The organism is Microcoleus vaginatus FACHB-2002 (assembly GCF_040004035.1).
GTDB lineage: Bacteria > Cyanobacteriota > Cyanobacteriia > Cyanobacteriales > Microcoleaceae > Microcoleus > Microcoleus vaginatus_C.
In genome coordinates, this window is sequence record NZ_JAMPLN010000014.1 from 68,068 (window position 1) to 89,529 (window position 21,462).

The following is a 21,462-nucleotide window of genomic DNA, read 5'->3' on the forward strand; positions in this document are numbered from 1 at the left end:
GGGGGCAAGTCGCTCAGAGTAAAAAAAAGCCAGAAGGAAGAACCAGTCAAAGGCATGGTTTCAGTAATTAAGAACGTCCTCACCGTTTTGGTGGTTGCGATATAAGTCGCGAGTTATAAGTTGCAAGTTATGAGTTAGATTTCTGATTGAAAACTCTACTCTACTCGCAACCCACAACTCTATCGCTGTTCTCCTACTGGCAAAGTCGAAATTGTGCTATCTCCGCAGGAATTCTTGAAGCATTAGGTACGCTAGCAGAGGCAGGGACGAAGATTCCCAGGCCGTAACTGCAACCCTCTGCCGTCGTGCATTCCCCAGGCTTAGCAGTGATTTGATATTGACCTTGGGATGGGGGAGTAAAAGAGATTGACGCCAGTTCGCCTGTTTTTTGACTCGCAGCGATTTCCTTACCGCTTTCATCCTTGAGAGATAAGTTTAAATCCTGACAATTTCCGTCGCAAGTGCCAACAAAAACATACTCCACATTAGGATGCAGCGTTGCTCTAAAAGGAGATGAAACTTGCTTGCGAACTTGGCCCAGCAACGGCACAAATACTAATTTTTGACCGTTGCCTTTCCGCTGGTCAACTTCTGTTTTCAAGCGACAAATAACCGTTTTTTGGTTTTCGGTCAGTTCTTGAGCAATCGCATTTCCTACAATTGCAGTACCGAGGATCAGCGCAAGGCCGGAAATAACCAGATGTTTGAAATTCATTGATGTCCCTTAAAGTTAATTTTGGGTGAGTGCAATAGACCGCTTTTGTCAGCAGTCTATTAGTTTATCTGGAGCCTATCACATTTGTTGACTTTTCCGAAAAAACAGCTCGGAGAAAAGTGCGATCGAACTCATGTCTGGTTTTAGATGAATCTGGCGTCAGCTATCGCCGAAACTCCACAGATTGCACACCGTAGGAGCAGAACCTCGTCCTGATTGTATTCTACTAAATTAGGACGATCGGCATCGGTATCTAGAAACCCGCTTGCTGGGCCGATGCGGAGCAGCTAAACCTAAGATTTATAGTATAGACGGGGTTTAACAAAACCGGAGTGAGTCCAAGACTGTAAATGTCTGATACAGGTTCCCAGATTCCACCCCAACAACATAATCTGGTCCCTGTCAATATACAAATCGGTTGAAACTTGTGGCTATACGAGACTAACAAAACTCCGAAGGCAAGAGTTAGCTCGTACTCCTACCATTTTCCTTATTTTTACCCGATCGCGAAGTCGAAGTTCCTTCTTCCCATCATTTATCACTGTTCCGAAATTTCCACGCGGGAACAAACTTAGAATCTCCCCAAACGCCGCGGCGATTTTTCTTAGCTTCGGCTTCCGCTTGTTCCAGAATACTTGCACTCGGACAGTTTTTCAAATAAGGACGGTAAACCATTGCTAATCCTTCGCGGATCAAAACTTCTTGGGCAAATGTACCATTTGGCAACCGAACTTCGCTAACTTTGCGGCCATAGCGGTCAGTATCGGTGACGGTCAAAACAACGCGACCGCCCCCTTGTTTGACTAGCTGCTGCATTCTTTGGTGCGCTAGATTTCCCCACTTAAATTGATTTTTTTTGGCTGCTGCTTTGCTATTTTTCTCAGCATTGGTGTGCGCGACTTCCGGTGCATCTACACAGGCAAAACGCACTTTTATATCTTTCCCGGCGGCATCGCTAGCGACAAGGGTGTCGCCGTCGCTGACTCGCTTGACAGCATAGTTGTTGGGCGCTAACTTTTGGGGACACCCGAATAGTAGCAATAGCAGAGCAACAGCACTTAAGGTTTTTATTTTTGGGAAAATGGCGATTTTTGTTTTGCTCATATTTCTCTGTTTTATTTTGTTTCCATCCAATTTTGCCCAGCGTGGATGTCAACTATCAGCGGTACGCTAAGTGGCAGAGCATTTTCCATCGCAGTTCTAATTTTCGGCTGCAATTCTTCCCATTCATCGGGAGGTACTTCAAAGATTAATTCGTCGTGAACTTGCAGCAGCAGCCGCGCCTGATAGTTTTGCAAAATTTTGTGTACTTCAATCATGGCAAGTTTAATGATATCAGCACTAGAGCCTTGAATGGGAGCGTTGGCTGCGGCCCGCAAAGATTGGGCGTCATCTCTGCTGACAGATTTAAGTCTATCGGAGTGAATGTCTTGGGGATTGCGGCCTTTTAAGTCTAGGAGGCTTTCGCTCTCGAATTTTAAATAGCGGCGGCGACCTAGAATTGTGGTAACGTATCCGAGGGCGATCGCCTCTTTTTTTACTTTCTCCAAATATTCAAAAACTTTACTGTAACGCTGGTTAAATCGTTCAATAAACTTTTTACCGTCTGCGGAAGTTTTGCCCATCGAACGACCAAACTTGATCGCCCCCATACCGTAAATTACCCCAAAATTAATCGTTTTGCCAAACCGTCTTTCGTCCGGCGTTACTTCCTCTTTTTCAAACAGCAGTTGAGCCGTCACGGTATGCACATCTCGGTTATTTTGGTAAGCTTCTATTAACACAGGTTCTTGACTCAAATGAGCTAAAATTCGCAGTTCAATTTGAGAATAGTCAGCCGACACCATCAGCCAACCTTCCTCCGGTAAAAAAGCCTTGCGAATTTGCCGCGAAAACTCGGTACGAATGGGAATATTTTGTAAGTTTGGATTAGAAGAAGAAAGCCTTCCCGTACCCGTTGCAGTTTGGTTGAAATCTGTATGCACTCGCCCGGTATCCGCACGCACTAACTGCGGCAAAGCATCGACATAAGTTGATTTCAACTTGGATAATGTTCGGTGTTCTAATAAATCGTCTACAATCGGGTGGTCTCCTTGCAATTTATCCAATACAGCGGCGTCTGTAGAGTATCCTGTCTTAGTTTTGCGAGACTTTTTCTGAAACTCATCCGGGATTTTTTCTAACAATATTTCGCTGAGTTGTTTCGGGGAACCTAAATTAAACTTTCTCCCCGCTGCTTGATAAGTTTTTTCTTCTATTTCCTTTAAGCTCTTTTCTAGCTGTTGCGATAGTTCTTGCAGATATGCTGAATCAATGCGAATTCCGCAATATTCCATTTCTGCTAAAACGGGTTCTAGGGGCTGTTCTACTTCCAGCAGCAACCGATGCAGAGACTTTCCGGGAAAGTTAGCTTCATCAGCTTCATCCAATTTTGCTCTAAGTTTACCTACTAACTGAAATGTAGTGTAAACATCCATGCCGCAGTAGTCGGCTACTTTTACAATACTGATGTCAGCAATTGTTTTGTTTTTCGGCACTAATTCATTGTATGTTTTGGCAACAATGCCTAAGTATTCCCTTGACAGTTCGCTGAGACTGTGATTTTTTTCGGGATTGAGTACGTAACTGGCTAGCATGGTGTCGAAAACGACTCCTGCTAGTTTAATTCCTTGACACCGCAGGATCGATCGATCAAACTTAGCATTTTGCAGCGCCTTGGGATAATTCTCGCTTTCCAAAATCGGACGCAAAGCATTTAAAACTGTGGCTTTGTCCAAGTTTGTGCCCGTTTTGTGTCCCGTGGGAATGTAAGCGAGATCCTCTTCACCGATTCCCCAACAGCAGCCAATTCCGACTAATTCGGCGTCTCGCGCTTCGATGGCGGTGGTTTCGGTATCCCACGCCACGGGTGAGGCTTTGTCGGTGAAAGTTTGCAGCAGTTCGACTAATTCGTTTAACTGTTCGGTTGTTTGAATTATTCGGGGTTTAATTGGCAGTTTGTTTTCCTGCTGGGCGGCTAGGGTTTCTGCGGGACTAAAAAACCACAATGCGTCGTCTTCTGAACTTTCAGAAGTTGCAGGTGACTTATCTATTGTGGGGTGGGCATCTTGCCCGCCCTTTGCAACAGGCAAGATGCCTGTTCCACTGTCGGCAACAGGCAAGATGCATGTTCCACTGTCCATTGAATTGATTGTGGGGTGGGCATCAGGTTCGCCCTTTGCCAATGGTTCTTCTACACCACCAAAACGCTTTTGAATTTGCTTTACTTTGCTTAAAAAAGTTTTAAATTCCAATTTTTCCAGCATGGGAATCAAGGCTGATTCGTCAAAACCTATAAGCTGGCAATCTTCTAAGTTTATTTCTAATGGCACGTCTTGGACAATTGTCGCCATGCGTTGAGAATGGTAAGCAGCTTCTTTGCCTTCTTCTAGCTTTTTCTTAGTTGCTCCTTTAATCTCGTCGATGGCTGCATAAATTCCATCAAGGGAATTGTAAGCTTCCAGCAATTGCAGGGCGGTTTTGTCGCCGATGCCTTTAACTCCGGGAATATTATCGGATTTGTCGCCGCACAAAGCTTTGTAATCTATTACTTGTTGGGGCAAAATACCGAGTTTGGCTTTGACTTCTTCCGGGCCGTATTCTTGGGATTTGCCTTTGCCCGATCGCCTGAGTTCATCGGTACTCAAATATAATACGCTGATTTGTTTTTCGGTTGCTACTAATTGAAACAAATCTCGATCGCCCGTCAGGATTTTGACCTGATAACCCGCCGCGCTGGCTTTGTTTGCCAAAGTTCCCAAAACATCGTCCGCCTCGTAGCCGGGAGCAGTTATTGCAAGTAAATTCAAATAGGTGAGCAATTCTTGCAGGTTTTTGATATCCGGCTTAAAATCCTCCGGTGTTTCAGCTCGACCGGCTTTGTAGGTGTCGTCTGCTTCGTGGCGAAAAGTGGGTGTGGCGAGGTCAAAGGCGATCGCCATGTACTGGGGGTCGTGGGCCGCCATTACTTCCAGCAGCGACTTCAGAAAGCCAAAACAGACGCTGGTGGGAATGCCTGTTGTCGTTCGCAAGCCTCCGTCTCGACTTTTGGCAAAGGCGAAGTAGGAGCGAAAGGCCAGGGAGTGACCGTCAACTAGGATGAAGATGGGAGCTTGATTTGCCGACACAGACACAAATACCGATCGCACGAAAGGATTTTCTCATTGTACTCAGTTGTCCCCCTGCATTGATCGACCGGAAGGATGGCCCGCAGACTTGAGGACGCTTGACACTTGAGCGGGGAGCGGCTTACTGTGCAGCTTGGCTGAGAATAGTAGAAGATGTTAAGTATGATTCCCTACGGGATAGCTTCGCTTCACGCGAATTTACAAAAACCTGCCCGAAGCCTATGGCTGACATTAATCGATGCTACGAAATCCTCGAAATTGAGCCTGGAACTTCCTTAGAAGAAATTAAGCGCGCTTACAGGGATTTAGCGTTTGTGTGGCATCCCGATCGGTTTGCCAACAACGACCGCCTGCAACAAAAAGCTCAACAACGATTAACAGAAATTAATGAAGCTTACCAGCAGTTGCTGTCGTTTCTGAGTCAGCCTGAATCGAGGTCGATCGAAAAACAGTTTCAGCAGCCACCGCCCCCTGCGCCGGAAAAGCCGCTGAGAAGGCGTTCTGGAAAATCAGCCGCCAGGCGTGGTTCCCAGCGCCGTCAAACCCGCCCAAAAGCCGCCTCCCAAAAATTTCTCACTCAAAAAAACGCATCAAGCAAGAAACGATTTACCACTAACAATCGTCAAGCGTCGCGGGGCAGAAAGCAACCAGGGCGAAGCGTTGCGAGGGAAGCACGGCCATCTCAAAACTATCGAAAGCTTACCTCGAGAAGGAAAACAGAATTTTCAACTCAATACTCAAAACCGCCAAGCCCGCCGAGGGAAGTGCGGCCATCTCAACACTATTCAAGCTTCCCTTGGTGGCCCCTGGCAATCGCCGTGGCGAGTTACGCTTTGACCGGTTGGATTTTGACGGTATCAGCCGCCCCGCTGTGGATGTGGGCTTTAATCTGCGGTGCAGATTGGCTGTGGGCCGCGATTTTGCTGGCGGAGGGTTCAGCAACGCCTAAAGTGTGGCTGGCGGCCTTAGTTTTGGCTGGGGCGGTGGGGGGGTCGATCGCCGGTTTTCAGGCGGGAGGAATGAGAACAGGGGCTGCTTGGGGCGCCGTTGGGGCTGGTTTGGGGGCGATCGCCAGTTCCGAGGCCGAGTCGCGGGCTGTGGCTGCTGTTTTGGCTGTCGCGGGAGTGCTGACAGTGGTGGGATTGATGGCTGGAACTGGTTCTGGGAATTGGGTCAAGGTGTTGGTGGCGGCCGTCTGTTGGGCGGTTGTTGGCTTGATGTGCGGGCTGGCGGCGGAAGTAGGTGGGCATTCGGGCGGCCCCGTCGGGATCGGAGGTGCGATCGGGCTGGGGATTGGGGCGTGGGCTGGGGCTTTGGCTGGGGCGGGATTGGAGGCGATCGTCCAAGCCTTTGCTATCGCCGGGTCTAAGACTGTTTATGGGGCTTGGGCTGCGATCGGGATTATTGCAGGAGTTGTGGCGCGGATGGTAGCCGCAGAAAGGTTGATCCACGCTAGCAGCGGGCTTTACACGGTTATCCTGTTGGTGGCTACTTCGGGTTTCGGGCTGTGGCTGGGAAGTTGGTTGGGCGATCGATCGTATTTTTTTAAATTAGTCATAAGTCATTAGTCTTTCGGCAAAATTACCAATTACCAATTACCAACTACCACTTCCCCATTATTCTCTTGTCTAGCAACAACTAAGACAATGAGGATGTTATTAATTAGCTGACACCCTTCCCTCTTCCTTCTTCCTGACATCCGTTACATCCGTCGAGCGAATCCGTTGCCGAACTTCCTTCTTCCTTCTTCCTTCTTCCTTCTTCCTTCTTCCCTTACCGAATCCGTTGCCGAACTTCCTTCTTCCTCCAGGATAAATCCCAGCACTTATCGCTTTTCAGCAGCGCTTCAAACTCAGCCCTTGGCAAAGCCTGACTGAAAAGATAGCCTTGAATTTCGTCACATTCGTGTTCGCACAAAAAATCAAGTTCCTGCTGATTTTCTACCCCCTCAGCCACCACCGTCATGTTCATGCAGTGTGCCATTTGAATAATCGCTATTGTTATCGCTGCATTTTGGCGATCGTCTGCAATGTCGCGAATAAAACTCTTGTCTATTTTGATCGCATCAAACGGAAAGCGTTTTGGATAACTCAAAGAAGAATATCCCGTTCCAAAATCATCAATTGCTATCCTAATTCCCTGATCTTTCCACACCCTAAAAGCTTTAGCTGCTGCAATTTCGTCTTGCAAAACCAGACTTTCCGTCAGTTCTAATTCCAAACTCTTGGGATCGAGATCTGTTTCTGTCAATATCTGCCTGACTCTTTCCGTGAAATTTTTGCGCTCGAATTGACGGGCTGACACGTTAACTGCCACTCGCAGGAGTGGCAAACCTGCTCTTTGCCATGTTTTAGTTTGCCTGCAAACAGTCTCTAATACCCATTCGCCCAACGGTGCAATCAAGCCCATTTCTTCAGCCATTGGAATAAATTCCCCAGGGGAAACTCGCCCCCGTTCTGGATGATTCCAGCGCACCAAAGCTTCAGCACCAATCATTTTACCTGTTTTAATTTCTATTTGAGGCTGATAGTATACTTCAAATTGGGAGCTTTTTAAAGCATGGCGCAAGCAAGTTTCTTGAAGAAGTGTATTGATAAAAAAATTAGCATTTTTCGCAGTATAAAAATGATAAGTATTGCCGCCTTTTTGCTGAGATTGATACATTGCTATATAAGCATTTTTCAGCATTTCATCTCCGTCGGTGCCGTCTCCGGGATACAAGCAGATCCCCATACTAGCAGTGACAGAGACTTCGCAATCTTTGACAATCATACCTTGGGATACAATATCTAAAATGTTTTGAGCAATCTTAGCCACATCCTGTTTTTCTGCAACTGGTTTGAGAATCAGCGCGAATTCTGCCGCTTCCAAACGAGCAACAATATTAATGTTGTCCATGCAGTTAGTTAGCCGCTGGGCGATGCTGCAAAGCACTGAGTCGCCGATATCGTGTCCCCAGGTACTGTTAATGCGGTTGATTTTATCTAAGCTAAGCGTGACAACTGGAATGACTCCTGACAATTCTTTTTGACCATCTAATACTCGACTTAACTTTTCTCGCAAAAATGAACGATTCGGCAGGTTGGTCAAGCTGTCATACTGATGTCGGTAGAGTGCCAGTTGAATAGTTGTGTGCAAGTTTTTTTCTTCAAATGGCTTGACAATATAGCCGAACGGTTTTGTACTATTGACTCGTCGCAAAGTAGTTTCATCGGCATAAGCTGTCAGATAAACTACTGGAATTTGAAAGCGCAAGCGAATTTCTTCGGCTGCTGTAATGCCGTCGATTTCGCCTTGCAGGTTAACATCCATTAAAACTAAATCCGGGCGCAAATTGGCTGCCGATTCAATCGCTTCTTCTCCCGAATAGACCATGCCAGTTATTCTATATCCTAGAGATATCAAACTGTCGGAAATGTCTTCCGCAATGATGCTCTCGTCTTCAACTATCAGAATTTTTTTGTTGGACACTATTTTTTCTCCTCAGAGTGCAATTTGGGTTGACAAAAGGTTATTCTAAAAGTCGTGCCCGCAGTTTCTAAAAGTTCTATTTCCCCCCGGATTTGCTTGACTAAAGACACGACCAGTCGCAAACCCAATGTTCGGGCTTTGCGATAATCTAAGTCTTGAGGAAAACCAATTCCGCTGTCGCTCACGGTTAGCACGCAAACTCTGTTATTATCTAACGTGAAATCTATGTTAATTTTACCTTTAACTTGTCCTTTAAAGGCATATTTGAGGGCATTTGTCACAAGCTCGTTGATAATTAAGCCGCAAGGAACTGCCGTATCAATATTGAGAGAACACGGCGCAATATTTGTTTGCAAGTTGACGCCTTCTGCATGATTTTCATAAGCTTGGAATAAATTGTGGGCGAGATTTTGGATGTATTCAGCAAAGTCAATGTTTGACAAGTCTTTGGATTGATACAATTGTTCGTGAACCAGGGCCATTGATCTGACTCGGTTTTGACTTTCTTTTAACATTTCACTAACGTGGCTGTCTTGGATGTAGCGGGACTGAAGTTTGAGCAAACTGGAAATAACTTGGAGGTTGTTTTTGACGCGGTGGTGAATTTCTTTGAGGAGAACTTCTTTTTCTGCAAGGGATGCTTTGATGCCATCTTCGTCGCGCTTGCGATCTGTAATATCCCGCACTACTGCTTGAATTACTTTTCGTCCGTTAATTTCCATTGCATTTAACAGCACTTCAGCGGGGAATTCTGAACCGTCGAGTCGTTTGTGTACCCAGTCAAAACGACAGCTACCTGTTTGCATTGCTGTCGATATTCTCTGTATTGCTAGACTGGATGAGTCTTGTCCGCTAGGCTGAAATTGTGGGGAAAAGTCGCTCAGTTTCTTGCCGTAAAATTGTTTTGTGTTGCTACAGCAAAATATTTTTAAGGTGGCGGGGTTGCAGTCAAAAAACTCCTTTTCGTCAAGCAACATTACTGCGTCGCTGGTGGCTTCATAAAGGCTACGAAATTTGTGTTCTGATTCTTGCAGCGAGCCGATCAATTGGTTTTTTAGAGCTTCTGCACGCTTGCGGTCGGTAATGTCTATTCCTACAGAAACTGCTGCGGTTCCCTGATGATATTTCTGAGCTACTATCAAATAGTTGCGGACGAAACCGTTAATTTCTATTTCTATTTCTTGGCAGGTTTGCTGAGATGAACTGTCAAAAAAAATTCGGATCAGTTCTCCGAAAGTCGAGCCTTTGTCGAGAAAGTTGATTTCTTGACCGACAAAGCTTTCAGGAGATAAGTTGAATGAGGTTGCTAAGTGCTGGTTGACTCCAATATACCGCAAATCTGAACTAATCCAAGAAATCAGTCCGGGTACGGCATCCAAAACGGCGCGAAGTTGGTCTGTAGCTTCTTGGAGTGCTTTTTCCGATCGCTTGTGATCACTAATATCTGTCGCCGTTCCGCACAAGCCTAAAATAGCGCCGTTTTCAGCTTGGTTGACGATGCTGTTGACGCGCAGGTGGACGGGAGTACCGTCTTTACGAATGTGTACTGTTTCGTAAGGAGAATTAGCGGTTTGTGGGTGAATTTTGGTTCTCGCTAAAAGTTGGGCAAATATTTCTCTTGGTCTACTTTCTTGCTCAGGAACTAAAAAATCGGTGAAGCGGCGTCCGATCATTTCTGGCGGTTCGTAACCATAGATGCGTTTGGCGGCAGAATTGACAAAAGTCAAGAGGCCTTCAATATCGATCGACCAAATCAATTCTTGGGAGGTTTCTACGAGGTTGCGGTACTTTTTTTCGCTTTCGGCAAGTGCTGCATTGAAGAATGCAGTCTGCTGCTGCAGTCTCTGTTCTAATTCTTGATTTGCCGTTTCCAGAGTTGCGATCAACTGCTCGCGCTCGGTAATTTCAGTAGAAACAGCCACTGCCCCGACAACTTCGCCATTTCCATCTCGCAGCGCTGTCGATCGAATTTCGTGAATAAAATGCCTCTCTCGGATGTTCCAAGTGCGATCGTTTCCTGCTAATACCTCGGCAATATTTTCTAAGATATCTGGCTGGCTGCTGTAAACTTCACAAATCGATCGCCCGACAGTTGCACTTGGTTTGAGTCCCAAATTTTCTAATCCTTTCCCTGCTGCAAGGGTTAACTTGCCTTCTCTGTCTGTTGCCCACAGGAAAATTGGGGCACAACTGACAGCGGCGTGAAAGGTTTCGTTGGCTTGTTTGAGCCGATCGATTTCTGCGTGAAGCAGATCCTGGGTGGTGTTTAATTCTACCGTTAGTCGATCGGCTTTTTGCTGCCAACTGGCAGCACTATCGCACATTTCTGCGAGATTGCGGGAACGACAGATGGATTGGTTGCAGTGTGACATGGTTACTCTAGGGCGCACTGTATATTTAACCCCAGCCTATCTTTTAAGCATAAACTTTTTAAGTCAAATATTACAATTAGCAGGAATACTCATCCGACCCAGATGCGATATATTAAAGCTACTTTAAAGGATTCAGAAATTGCGGCTCGCTCAGGCTTGCGGGCGACAGTTTACAAATTGATAATAAGCTGAATAATGCCTGCTAATCGGTATTTTTACGGTAACTATTTGTAGTAGGGCAAAAAGAAGTTCCGCAATCCTAGGCTTGCACAAGAACTGGGATTGTAAATTTATTATATTTGTTTGCGTAGATTCACGCACCGAGGAAGAGGGAATCGGGACAATTGAAATATAGGCAGCGGCTGAATGGTTAGGAGGTACTTAATTTGGGAAAATCATGAGGTCGATTCCCTCTTCTTTCTGCCTTCTGCCTTCTTCCCTATTCCCTATGCCCTATTCCCTATGCCCTATTCCCTATGCCCTATTCCCTATGCCCTATTCTCTATTTCTTCCATCCGCTACATCCGTTACAGAATCCGTTGCCGAACTTCCTTCTTCCTTCAATTAACTCCCCAAATTTTGACAGTTTTATCTAAACTGCCGCTGATAATAGTTGCACCATCGCTGCTAAAAGTAAGACAAGTAACAGAGTTTTGATGTCCGCTGAGAGTGTGAATATGTTCGCCGGTACTGGCATTCCAAAATTTGATATTACCATCCGCACTAGCACTGACAACAGTGCGTCCGTCGGGACTAAAGGCGATCGCATTTATCGAGTTAAAATGCCCTGCTAAAGTGATTGAAGTATCTGGATTCGATAGCTGCCGCAGTTGAATATTTCTGTCCCAGCCGCCAGTAGCCAAAGTCTGCCCGTCTGGACTGAAAGCCAGACAATTCGCATAACCCTTAATTGTTTGGGAGCATTCTCTGCTGCGGAGGTTCCACAGTTTAATTGTACCATCAGAACTGCTGCTAGCGAGAGTTTGTGCGATCGGGCTAAAAGCAAGACTAACAATTCCTGCTTTATGAGCTCCCCAAGTTAAAAGATTGCCAAAAGTACAGATTAACTTTCCCGTCTCTAAATTCCAAATTTTGATAGTAGTATCTGCCGAACCGCTGGCGATAACTTGACTGTCGGGACTGACGACAATTGCGCTAATTTCCGCTTCATGTCCGAGGGAAGTATGCTGCAATTCTCCTCCCTGCCAAATTTCGATGGCGCGGTGTTTCGGAGTATTTCTACTCCTCACAAACACTTCACTTTCTTGGCAAAGCACAAAAGTTTCTTGAGCGCGGGGATACTTGTCAACAGTATAGAGTATTTCTCCTGTCTCTACATCGCAAATTCTAATTATTTTCCCGTGCAAACTCGCCGTGCGATCACCTCCGGGACTAATCGCCAGATTTGTGCCAGTTTTGACAGTGCGGATGCAGTCAAAAAGCTTGTAAGGCAAGAATTCTTTTAAAGCTTGGCGCACTAGAGGGTCTGTCCTCGATCGCAAAATTAAATAAGCAACTCGCTGCACTTCTGCTGCGGGGTCAAGCAGCGCCTCAATTGCTAAATTTAAACCAGCGCCTCCGTATTTAGGAGCATCTTTAACAGCGGCAATCCGCGACTCGATACTAGGACTGTTGAAGCGCTGCTTGACCCCGGCGATGCCTCCCAAAACTGCGCCGGCGATCGGGATTTGACTTTGGCCGCCGAGGACGGCATCATATTCTCTGGGTTGGTTAGAATTGTCGGCGATCATAGGATTTTAGATTTTAGATTTTAAATTGAATAATGGGAGGATTGAGAAAAGCGAACTCACGGATAAATGGGGGGTAATTGTAATCGGATACTATGTTGTTAATTTCTGCACAGATGAATCCGGGGGCTTGTACCCTGGCTGCTTTCGGTGACGCTCAAACCTCTTTTAAGAGCGCAACTTCTAACTTATTGACTGGTGCAGTTTATAGTATTATAATCAAATTAGCGTTTCACACAAAAATCCGAAAGTGATATGTCACACTTCACAACGATCAAGGTTCAGATCAAAAACGGCGAACTGCTACATCAAGTGTTGGAAGAGTTGGGTTATCAAGTAGAGTGCAATGTGCAGGTACGGGGTTATCGGGGCGACAAAACTAATGCCGAGTACGTGATTCGGCAATCCAATGGTTACGATTTGGGTTTTCGTCGCAGCGGAGAGGATTATGAATTGGTGGCGGATTTTTGGGGCGCTCGAATTAACCAGCAGGATTTTGTCAATTCAATTAGTCAGAAATACGCGCGCAAAAGTTTGATGGCGGCGGTGCAGTCAGAGGGTTTTCATGTTGAAGAAGAGGAAACTTTGGCAGATGGAACGCTCAGAGTTGTAGTGGGTCGATGGGTTTAAGACTCGCATTTGATTAACTTGTTTTTAGGTATCCAGAGGAATCACCATGTGGCGATCGCCGATCGTACTAATCATCCTCGCGCTGGTAGTTGGCATTGTTGGGGCGATCGCCCTTGGAACATACCGCTGGCATCTCGGTACCCAGGAACTGCGAGCAAATCTGGAATCTGCGCGATCGCCGATTAAACCTCTCACATTTGATGCGCGGGAAATCGCCGATTTACCCCAGCCAGTGCAGCGCTACTTTCGTGCGGTGCTGAAGGAGGGACAACCGCTAATTGCAACAGCGCGGGTTTCCCACCAAGGCACGTTTAACATGAGCGAATCCGCAGAAAAATGGAGCGCATTCAACTCAACTCAACTGGTAATTACTCAACGCCCTGGCTTTGATTGGGACGGGCGAATTGCCATGATCCCCGGTATCAATGCGTTTGTTCACGATGCCTACATTTCTGGCGAAGGCATCCTCCATGCGGCGCTGCTGGGCCTGGTGACTCTGGCGGATATCCGCGGCACTCCAGAAGCGGCACAAGGGGAACTGATGCGCTTTTTCGCGGAGGCGGCTTGGTATCCCACGAGACTGCTGCCGAGTCAGGGTGTTCGCTGGGAGGCGATCGACAATTCTTCCGCCAGAGCAACGCTACAGGATGGCGACACCGCTGTTTCCCTGGATTTCCGCTTTGATGAAGCAGGGCTAATCGCCACTATCCGCGCCGAGGTCCGCGCCCGTACAGTTAACGGGGGACTGGTGTTTGCGCCCTGGCAAGGTCGCTTCTGGGACTACGAATTGCGAGACGGTATGCGGATTCCGCTCTCCGGTGAGGTGGCGTGGCAACTGCCTGATGGCTCGCTATTGCCCTACTGGCGCGGCCGCATCACAAATATTGCCTATGAGTTTGCACGATGATTCTAGTTTGTGTTGTAGAGTGGGTCTGAGTCTGAGATTTTCTCCCCTATTTCATGGGAACAATCTGATAATTAGAGTACACAGGTAAACGGCTATTAGCGAAAAAGTTAATTACCCATCAACATTACAGAGTTCAAGACAGCAGTAAGGGAACTTCGGCGTTGCATAATTAGAGTATGAATAGAAGGAATCACCATGCAATGTCCTGAGTGCAAATCAACCCATCTCCGTAAAAACGGTAAGAAAAAAGGAAAACAGAACCACATTTGTGTCAAATGTCGCCGTCAATTTATCGATGATTATGAGTGCCACGCCTGGTTACAGTGAAACTATGAAACCCGAATGCCTAAAAATGTACGTCATAAAATAAATGAAACAGATACGGTGAAGTTTTTGGATGTCCTCAACCAGACTCTTGATGACAATCTCCAGCGCATTGAATCCGATCGAAACATGATGTTAGCCATCTTAGACTATGCTGGAGGCGTCTTGAGATTAAGCGGACAACACGAGGAAACGATCGTGCGTGGTGCGCGCTGATGGGACGCTGGAGTGTATAGATAGGATGGATTTAGGCTTTCCTATTGGCTTAGTAGACGATATCGGCGACTTTATTAACCAAACAGAAGTGCAGTTAAATCCTGGGGATGTAGTGGTGCTTTATACTGATGGAATTTCGGAAGCTTTCGATATTAATAAAAAGCAGTACGGATTAAAAAGACTGCGGGAAGCGTTCGTGAAAAATCGCCATCTATCTGCCTTAAAAATTCTGGAAGCTGCAATCGAGGATGTGCGGCGGTATATTGGCACTCAGAGGCTTTTGGATGATATTACTTTGGTGGTTTTGAAACAGAAATAATATGCTAGCGGTTTTCATTTACCTTTTGATTTTAGTGGCGAAATTCACCGAGCACTTCCATCACCAACAGGTGATCAACTGTAATTATTTTGCTGCTGTTTTGACTAATTCAATAGGGGCGATCGCTCTTTTTTAGTAAGGGCGATCGTCTCGCTGTATTATTAACTAATTCACTTCCGCACCATCACGGACTTAATTAGAGCATTGGTTTGATACTTATTAGTCTGATAAAACCCTCCTTGACCAGCGCCATAAACCCCTGCAAATTGCTTCCCATCAACCTTGGGAACAAACATAATTTTTCTAGTAGGTTGCTTGGCAAATACAACCCCTTCTCTCATTTCATTATCTACGTTATAAGATAAAGTAGCCTTACCGTAAATTGCCTCTGCTTGTTTCAAAGTCATTCCCGGCCCGACGCCCTGAACTGTTTTATAATTAGCATTTTCAGTCATCAAAAGTTCAATGACATCGGTATCTTTTAGCTTTGTACCCGCAGCGTAGATAATCCGATATTGCACTTTTCCCGACTGGCTGACAGCCACAGCATCAAAGTCTACCATAAAAGGAGACTGTACCTTAAACTGTGCTGTGGAACCGAGAGCCTTTTTCAATTGTCCTAAAGTCATCCCCACCTTCGCCGCTCCAATTGTGCGATCGGAAATTGTTAAATTTGCAGAAGGTGTTTTTTGAGCAGCATTTGCCACTTCTCCCAGCACATTTGTAGCCCCAGGCGCAACAGTGGAACCGGGAGTGGAAATTAAGGTGAGATAACTGCAGATCGCCAATAAAACAGCTATCATTGATCCAGACAAAACTTTAACATTTAACATGACTAATTCTCCTAGATTTCAAATGCGACTATCTACCCGCATCTTTTTGACTATCCTGGGCCTCACCCTCCTAGTTTGGATTCTCAGAGGTGTTGGCCTTTTGACATTCATTCCCGGTGGTGTCATTTGGATACTGATTTTGCTGTCTTTTGTTGCGGGAATCCTCAGCACTTTACTCCGTAGGTAAGCCAGCATCCGGCAAATAACAATTAACAATTCAAAATTAACAAATTATTTTAATTTTGGTTGTTTCATAGCCTTTCCCACGGTCACATTCAACTGAGCGCCGATCAGCATCACCAAAGAAGAAATATCCAGCCACAGCAGCAACACAATAAAACTTCCGATTGTGCCGTAAGTCCAAGTGTAATTGCCCAAATGCAAAACATAAAACCGAAATAAAGCTGAAAATAGCGCCCACAAAATAGCAGCAAAAACAGCTCCCGACACAATAGGAATATCTGGTTGACGGCGGCTAGGCCCGTAGCGGTAAACAAAAGCAAAAGCCAGTGATACAATTCCCAAAGAAATCGGCCACCGCCACAGCCTCCAAGCACCTAACAGTTGCGACTCCAAAGGGCAATTGCCGGCGAGGAGCAAGCAATTTTGGACATCTTTTAAATCGCAATTGGCGACGGACTCCAGCAGGCAACTCTGGCGGGCAATAGCTTGGACAATTAAGTCGCTGACAAATACTACTCCCGATGCCAAAATCAATAGTATAATTGTACCGATACTCAGCGCCAGAGAAATAAGTTTGGCTTTCCAAAATGGTCTAGTTCGCTCGCTCGGGATTTCATGGATGCGATCGAGTGCAGCCATCGCCGCGCTCATTACTCCCGAAAATGCCCAAATCGCCCCAAGAAAGCTCACCGAAAACAGCCCTTTACTGCGAGTTAACAGAATTTCTTTGATTAAGCCACCAATCAAATTCCGCACGTCATCGGGTATAATTTCGCCCAAAAGACGGGCGATTTGATAAAGTGTTGACTGCAAAGGTTCAAAGAGAGCGATCGCAGATAAGATAGCCAACAGCCCCGGAAACAGCGCCAGCATTGAATTGTAGGCCATTTCCGCAGACAGCCCCGGCAAGCGCTGCTCTCCCGCCTTCCCCCCGACTTCCTTGAGCGTGCCCCAAGTCAAACACCGACAAAACAGCCAAAAACCACCCCATTTCCGTTTGAGAGCTCGAAACAGCCTTAAAAGCGCCTTAAACAAAGCTAAAATCAGGTAGCGCAACCAGTAATAAATGTTCATAGCGCACAGGAAACGGGGCGAAAGAAGAGGTAACACAACTCGTTAATTAATTAAGCCATTATCCACTCGCAATTGCCAATTCCCAATTCCCCAATCTAAAATCTAAAATCTAAAATCAATATTATGGATCAGGATGTCAGACAGTGGTTAGATGAAATCAAGCGGCTGCAACAGCAGTTAACAGAAGTTTCGCGCGATCGCGATGAGGCCGGTGAAAGTGCTGCTCAGTGGCGCCAACTCTACAATACCGAAGCCGAACAGCGGCGGAATGATGCCAAATTAGCTCAGCAAAGCATCGCTTCTCTGGAAGCACAAATAGAACAATTACAAAATTTTTCCCCCATTATGCCCGAAGGCGCCGATGCTGGAGTTGCTCGCCAGCAGGAAGTCGAACAACTGCAAACAGTAGGCGAACTTAAAGCTAAGTTAGCAGAAGTTCTCGAAGAGCGCGATCGGGCGATCGAACAAGTTAAACAACTCACTCAAGCCCTCAAACAAGAAGAAGCCCGTCATGCCGAAACTAGCAAAAATTTAACTAGCGCCCTCGGAGATGCCGTTGACTTGCTCACCAAAGCCCAAAATCCTGCCCCTGCAAAAACCGAGACAGTATATTCTTTAGAAATAGTACCTACTCGCACTGCAAATCCTGGCGAAACTGCTCTGGAAATCCGCCAAACTTCCGCCCCAGGCAAAAATCCCGCCCAGCTTCCACCTTCTAAAAATCAGTTACTCGATTTACCGCCCTTTGGGAATTAGGAGCTAAAAATTCAGGAATTTTCGGCATGGCGAGTCCCCTTAGCAGGTGGGATTTAGTCAGCGATGCGTTGTTTTTGCTATTCCTGCAATTAGAAGGCATTAATTCATCCGCTTCTTTATTATTGCCCATCTACAGAGGGTTTACTAATCGATGTAACTGTACTATATCCCAACCTATAATCCGCATTCAAAATTTTGAAAACTGCCAAAAAATCTGCCTCGCGTCGTACCAACCTACAGTCTTTAGATAGAACTTAATCGAGCTAAATTTTACTACTATCGACAACGACTGATGCGCGAGGAAACTTCATGAAGGCAGAGATATCCATAGTCTGGAAAAAGATTCAGAGCATGATCGACAGCTTTATGATCATGCTGCCTAATATTGTGCTGGCCTTAATTGTCTTTGCAATTTTTTACTTTGTGGGGAGGCAAATTAAGAGAGTGGTCAGGCGACTTACCCGCCACCACCACCAAGCTCGAAATTTGGGGCTGGTGTTAGGACGGTTAGCCCAGAGTGCGATCGTTCTAGTTGGTCTATTTATTTCTCTTTCGATTGTAATTCCTACATTAAAAGCTGGCGATTTGGTGCAACTGCTGGGAATTAGCGGGGTGGCGATTGGTTTTGCATTTCGTGATATCTTGCAAAACTTCTTAGCCGGTATCCTAATTCTGTTGACGGAACCGTTCCGAATCGATGACCAGATTGTGTTTAAAAACTTTGAGGGAACGGTAGAAAATATTGAGACTCGCGCTACAACAATCCAAACTTATGATGGTCGGCGGATTGTCATTCCAAATGCCGAATTGTTTACGAATTCGGTGACAGTGAATACTGCTTTCGATAAACGCCGCATGGAATACGATATTAGTATTGGTTACGGCGACGATATTGACCAGGCAAAGCAGTTAATCCTGGAAGCACTGTACAGCCTGAAGGAGGTTTTGAAAGCTCCTGCACCCGATGTACTGGCGATGGATCTAGGAGAAAGTACGGTCAATATCCGCGTTCGGTGGTGGATTGCTCCGCCGCGCCGAATTGACGATCTGCGATCGCGCGACAAGGTAATTTGTGCTATTAAAAAAAAGCTATATGTGGAAAACGGCCTCGATTTGCCTTATCCAACCCGGAACATCTTGTTGCACGATCAAACCGAAGAAACCGATGGCCATCGCTCCCAGCAGCGTGAAGGATGGCCCGCAGACAAACGTAAAGTTCCGAAACCTCGTCGTATTAGTGGCTCTGTGCGAAAAGTGGGCCAAGGGCGATCGCAACAAGACGGCAACGGAAAATCTTAACCGCATCACCAGTCATGCAAAATGTCAAGCTGAGCAAACTTTGGGATTCGCTGCACTTGGCTCGTGCAACCGGAATTGATATCACTCGCCGAGTGATTAAAGGAGTAACAAACCAGGATTGATATGATGCCTAATTTTCAAGCAAAAACCACAGTCCGATTGCCATAAACTAAAACACGATTTTGTAAATGATATCGCACCGCCCTTGCTAAAACCACTCTTTCTAAATCTTTACCTTTGCGAACCAAATCAGACACTTCATCGCGGTGACTCACGCGCACAACATCTTGTTCGATAATCGGGCCCGCATCTAAATCTGGTGTAACATAGTGGGCTGTTGCACCGATAATTTTTACCCCTCTTTCATAAGCTCTTTCGTAAGGATTTGCACCCACAAACGCGGGTAAAAATGAATGGTGAATATTAATCACATTGGGAAATTTTCTGATAAAGTCTTGACTCAAGATTTGCATATATTTAGCCAAAACTACTAAATCGATATTATATTTTTTAATAAGTTCTAACTGTTGTGCTTCTTGAATAGCTTTATTGTCTTTAGTAATGGGAATATACTCAAAGTCGATACCGTATTGTTCGGCAAGAGGCTTTAAATTTTGATGGTTGCTGATTATCAGCGGAATTTCACCTCTGATTTCTTGCGCTCGCTGTCGCCAAATCAAGTCTAATAAACAGTGATCTTGACGGCTTACCCAGATCGCGATCCGTCGAATTTTTTGGGAGAAATGCAATTGCCAATTGGCTTCTAAGTCCTTGGCTATTTCACTAAAAGCAGGTGTTATTTGTTCGGTGGTTAAGTCAAAACCGTCTAATTGCCATTCTAGCCTGCTTAGAAATAATCCGGCGGTAAAATCTGTATGGTGATCCGCGTGAATGATATTGCCATTGTGGGATGCGATAAAATTGGCAAGTAAGGCGACGAGCCCTTTGCGATCGGGACAGGCAATTAACAGGGTTGCAGTAGGGGTAGTCATAATATAATGACAAAAGTGTCTCGCTGAGTCGAGCAAGAACAAGTTATCTCACAGGGGTTTATTGATACGTTTAGGGGCGCGCAAGATGCCCACCTCACAAGAGATTTTAACTAAGAGTGGAACAGGCATCTTGCCTGTTTCGATGGGCTTACGGGCGGGCAAGATGCCCACCCCACAAGAGATTTTAACTAAGAGTGGAACAGGCATCTTGCCTGTTTCGATCTTCCTTCTTCCTTCTTTTAAAACCCCATCGCCCCAGCTACTGCATCCAAAGTCGGAGCAATGCCACTTTTAAATTGATTGTTGCTGTGATTAATTGCGGTATCCGGGTCTTTCAAACCGTTACCAGTTAGCACGCAAACTACCGTCGCCCCAGTCGGAACTTGGTCTTTTACCTTCAGCAAGCCGGCCACAGAAGCTGCACTCGCCGGTTCGCAGAAAATCCCTTCTTGCGATGCTAACAAACGGTAAGCGTCGAGAATTTCGGCGTCGGTGACTGCGGCAAAACCGCCGCGGCTGGCTTCGGAAGCTGCGATCGCCTGTTTCCAGCTAGCCGGATTCCCAATCCGAATTGCCGTCGCCAGGGTGTCCGGGTGCGCCACCGGTTCTCCCGTCACCAACGGTGCAGCCCCGGCGGCTTGAAATCCCATCATCTGCGGCAAGCGCGAACATTTTTTGGCTTGGTGGTATTGACAAAAACCCATCCAGTATGCTGTGATGTTTCCCGCATTTCCTACGGGAATGCACAGCCAGTCTGGGGCGTCGCCCAAGGCGTCAACGACTTCAAAAGCTCCGGTTTTCTGACCTTCCAAGCGGTAAGGATTCACCGAATTTACCAAGGTCACAGGGTAGTTAACAGCCATTTCGCGGACAATTTCTAGGGCTCGATCGAAATTGCCCCCAATCGAAATGACTTCCGCACCGTAAAGCAAAGCTTGCGCCAACTTGCCCAAAGCCACGTAACCTTCGGGAATCAACACGAAAGCTCGCATCCCCCCGCGTCGGGCGTAGGCGGCGGCGGCGGCCGAAGTATTGCCGGTACTGGCGCAAATTACTGCTTTGGCACCAGCTTCCTTTGCCTTGGAAATCGCCATTGTCATCCCCCGGTCTTTGAAACTACCAGTGGGGTTGAGTCCGTCGTATTTCACCAGGACGCGCACGTCTCTACCGATGAGAGAGGCGATCGCAGGTGCTGGAATCAGGGGAGTATTGCCTTCTTGGAGCGTCACTACCGGCGTGGTTTCCGTCACCGGCAGGTAGGGGCGATAAGCTTCGATCAAGCCTGGCCAGCCGTAGCGTTTCGGCTCGGCGGCGCGGGCAGCAGAGTTAGCAGCAGAGTCAGTAGCAGGTAGAATCAGGGTCACGATGTCAATGGTTTTAGGCAATGGCCGAAGAATTTACACTAATTTTAGCTCGATCGGTTAATTTGATGTTTAATACGATCGGTTCACGTTAAA

Annotated in this window: 18 protein-coding genes and 1 pseudogene; 8 read left to right on the top strand and 11 right to left on the bottom strand. The window is 46.3% G+C overall.

Annotated elements, in window-relative coordinates; all coding sequences use genetic code 11:
- Window positions 1-193 precede the first annotated feature (193 nt).
- The 3 genes from NDI35_RS14195 to polA all read right to left on the bottom strand — a co-directional run bounded on the left by NDI35_RS14195 (window position 194) and on the right by polA (window position 4,902).
- A complete protein-coding gene (locus tag NDI35_RS14195) occupies window positions 194-715 on the bottom strand; it encodes a hypothetical protein (RefSeq protein ID WP_445313295.1) in 522 nt (173 codons plus the stop codon).
- A 531-nt stretch (window positions 716-1,246) separates the two neighbouring features.
- Window positions 1,247-1,819, bottom strand: a complete 573-nt coding sequence (locus NDI35_RS14200) for a thermonuclease family protein (RefSeq protein WP_445313296.1) — start codon at window positions 1,817-1,819, stop codon at window positions 1,247-1,249.
- Window positions 1,820-1,830: 11 nt separating this feature from the next.
- Entirely contained in the window at window positions 1,831-4,902 is a 3,072-nt protein-coding gene (gene polA / locus NDI35_RS14205; protein WP_445313297.1) for a DNA polymerase I, read from the bottom strand.
- Window positions 4,903-5,102: 200 nt separating this feature from the next.
- Between polA and NDI35_RS14210 the strand changes: the two genes are divergently transcribed.
- Window positions 5,103-6,449: a J domain-containing protein gene (locus NDI35_RS14210; RefSeq protein ID WP_445313298.1), complete on the top strand. Its 1,347-nt coding sequence runs from the start codon at window positions 5,103-5,105 to the stop codon at window positions 6,447-6,449.
- A 134-nt stretch (window positions 6,450-6,583) separates the two neighbouring features.
- On the opposite strand, the gene NDI35_RS14215 is transcribed toward NDI35_RS14210, so the two are convergent.
- The 4 genes from NDI35_RS14215 to NDI35_RS14230 all read right to left on the bottom strand — a co-directional run bounded on the left by NDI35_RS14215 (window position 6,584) and on the right by NDI35_RS14230 (window position 12,475).
- The gene (locus tag NDI35_RS14215) at window positions 6,584-6,706 is read right to left on the bottom strand and encodes a hypothetical protein (protein ID WP_445313299.1); all 123 of its coding nucleotides are present in this window, start codon (window positions 6,704-6,706) and stop codon (window positions 6,584-6,586) included.
- A complete protein-coding gene (locus NDI35_RS14220; protein WP_445313300.1) occupies window positions 6,655-8,352 on the bottom strand; it encodes a putative bifunctional diguanylate cyclase/phosphodiesterase in 1,698 nt (565 codons plus the stop codon). The genes NDI35_RS14215 and NDI35_RS14220 overlap by 52 nt, the downstream gene beginning before the upstream one ends.
- Window positions 8,352-10,724, bottom strand: coding sequence for a PAS domain-containing sensor histidine kinase (locus NDI35_RS14225; protein WP_445313301.1), 2,373 nt, complete (start codon window positions 10,722-10,724; stop codon window positions 8,352-8,354). Before NDI35_RS14225 ends, NDI35_RS14220 begins: the two co-directional genes overlap by 1 nt.
- 560 nt (window positions 10,725-11,284) lie before the next feature.
- Complete coding sequence (locus NDI35_RS14230; protein ID WP_445313302.1) at window positions 11,285-12,475, bottom strand: WD40 repeat domain-containing protein; 1,191 nt, start codon at window positions 12,473-12,475, stop codon at window positions 11,285-11,287.
- Window positions 12,476-12,727: 252 nt separating this feature from the next.
- On the opposite strand from NDI35_RS14230, the gene NDI35_RS14235 reads away from it, so the two are divergent.
- The 5 genes and pseudogenes from NDI35_RS14235 (at window position 12,728) to NDI35_RS14255 (ending at window position 14,868) form a co-directional block, all read left to right on the top strand.
- Complete coding sequence (locus tag NDI35_RS14235; protein ID WP_333372998.1) at window positions 12,728-13,102, top strand: DUF1257 domain-containing protein; 375 nt, start codon at window positions 12,728-12,730, stop codon at window positions 13,100-13,102.
- Window positions 13,103-13,148: 46 nt separating this feature from the next.
- Window positions 13,149-14,009: a DUF6920 family protein gene (locus tag NDI35_RS14240; RefSeq protein WP_445313303.1), complete on the top strand. Its 861-nt coding sequence runs from the start codon at window positions 13,149-13,151 to the stop codon at window positions 14,007-14,009.
- A 195-nt stretch (window positions 14,010-14,204) separates the two neighbouring features.
- Window positions 14,205-14,370, top strand: a pseudogene (locus tag NDI35_RS14245) (IS1/IS1595 family N-terminal zinc-binding domain-containing protein); the annotation flags it as partial.
- Window positions 14,352-14,549, top strand: coding sequence for a hypothetical protein (locus NDI35_RS14250; protein WP_445313304.1), 198 nt, complete (start codon window positions 14,352-14,354; stop codon window positions 14,547-14,549). The pseudogene NDI35_RS14245 and the gene NDI35_RS14250, both read left to right, overlap by 19 nt.
- On the top strand, window positions 14,536-14,868 hold the full coding sequence (locus NDI35_RS14255) for a PP2C family protein-serine/threonine phosphatase (RefSeq protein WP_445313305.1): 333 nt from the start codon (window positions 14,536-14,538) through the stop codon (window positions 14,866-14,868). Before NDI35_RS14250 ends, NDI35_RS14255 begins: the two co-directional genes overlap by 14 nt.
- Before the next feature lie 170 nt (window positions 14,869-15,038).
- Here NDI35_RS14255 and NDI35_RS14260 read toward each other — a convergent pair whose 3' ends face one another.
- Window positions 15,039-15,701, bottom strand: a complete 663-nt coding sequence (locus tag NDI35_RS14260; RefSeq protein WP_445313306.1) for a hypothetical protein — start codon at window positions 15,699-15,701, stop codon at window positions 15,039-15,041.
- A gap of 231 nt (window positions 15,702-15,932) precedes the next feature.
- Entirely contained in the window at window positions 15,933-16,958 is a 1,026-nt protein-coding gene (locus NDI35_RS14265; RefSeq protein WP_445313307.1) for a YihY/virulence factor BrkB family protein, read from the bottom strand.
- Window positions 16,959-17,081: 123 nt separating this feature from the next.
- Between NDI35_RS14265 and NDI35_RS14270 the strand changes: the two genes are divergently transcribed.
- Entirely contained in the window at window positions 17,082-17,714 is a 633-nt protein-coding gene (locus tag NDI35_RS14270; protein ID WP_445313308.1) for a hypothetical protein, read from the top strand.
- Between the two features lie 309 nt (window positions 17,715-18,023).
- Window positions 18,024-19,013 carry a mechanosensitive ion channel family protein gene (locus NDI35_RS14275; protein ID WP_445313309.1) on the top strand — a complete coding sequence of 330 codons (990 nt, stop codon included), beginning with the start codon at window positions 18,024-18,026 and terminating at the stop codon, window positions 19,011-19,013.
- A 137-nt stretch (window positions 19,014-19,150) separates the two neighbouring features.
- Here the strand turns inward: NDI35_RS14275 and purU are convergent, their stop codons facing one another.
- Together purU and thrC are read right to left on the bottom strand one after the other, a co-directional pair.
- Window positions 19,151-20,005 (bottom strand): formyltetrahydrofolate deformylase, encoded by an 855-nt coding sequence (purU, locus tag NDI35_RS14280; protein WP_445313310.1) that lies wholly within the window; start codon window positions 20,003-20,005, stop codon window positions 19,151-19,153.
- A 239-nt stretch (window positions 20,006-20,244) separates the two neighbouring features.
- Complete coding sequence (thrC, locus tag NDI35_RS14285) at window positions 20,245-21,369, bottom strand: threonine synthase (protein ID WP_445313311.1); 1,125 nt, start codon at window positions 21,367-21,369, stop codon at window positions 20,245-20,247.
- Window positions 21,370-21,462 lie beyond the last annotated feature (93 nt).

Bases quoted from the DNA above. Each gene is read 5' to 3' on its own strand.
- NDI35_RS14195 (WP_445313295.1), bottom strand. From the start codon at position 715: ATGAATTTCAAACATCTGGTTATTTCCGGCCTTGCGCTGATCCTCGGT.
- NDI35_RS14200 (WP_445313296.1), bottom strand. From the start codon at position 1,819: ATGAGCAAAACAAAAATCGCCATTTTCCCAAAAATAAAAACCTTAAGT.
- NDI35_RS14210 (WP_445313298.1), top strand. From the start codon at position 5,103: ATGGCTGACATTAATCGATGCTACGAAATCCTCGAAATTGAGCCTGGA.
- NDI35_RS14225 (WP_445313301.1), bottom strand. From the start codon at position 10,724: ATGTCACACTGCAACCAATCCATCTGTCGTTCCCGCAATCTCGCAGAA.
- NDI35_RS14230 (WP_445313302.1), bottom strand. From the start codon at position 12,475: ATGATCGCCGACAATTCTAACCAACCCAGAGAATATGATGCCGTCCTC.
- NDI35_RS14235 (WP_333372998.1), top strand. From the start codon at position 12,728: ATGTCACACTTCACAACGATCAAGGTTCAGATCAAAAACGGCGAACTG.
- NDI35_RS14240 (WP_445313303.1), top strand. From the start codon at position 13,149: ATGTGGCGATCGCCGATCGTACTAATCATCCTCGCGCTGGTAGTTGGC.
- NDI35_RS14250 (WP_445313304.1), top strand. From the start codon at position 14,352: ATGCCTAAAAATGTACGTCATAAAATAAATGAAACAGATACGGTGAAG.
- NDI35_RS14260 (WP_445313306.1), bottom strand. From the start codon at position 15,701: ATGTTAAATGTTAAAGTTTTGTCTGGATCAATGATAGCTGTTTTATTG.
- NDI35_RS14265 (WP_445313307.1), bottom strand. From the start codon at position 16,958: ATGAACATTTATTACTGGTTGCGCTACCTGATTTTAGCTTTGTTTAAG.
- NDI35_RS14270 (WP_445313308.1), top strand. From the start codon at position 17,082: ATGGATCAGGATGTCAGACAGTGGTTAGATGAAATCAAGCGGCTGCAA.
- NDI35_RS14275 (WP_445313309.1), top strand. From the start codon at position 18,024: ATGAAGGCAGAGATATCCATAGTCTGGAAAAAGATTCAGAGCATGATC.
- purU (WP_445313310.1), bottom strand. From the start codon at position 20,005: ATGACTACCCCTACTGCAACCCTGTTAATTGCCTGTCCCGATCGCAAA.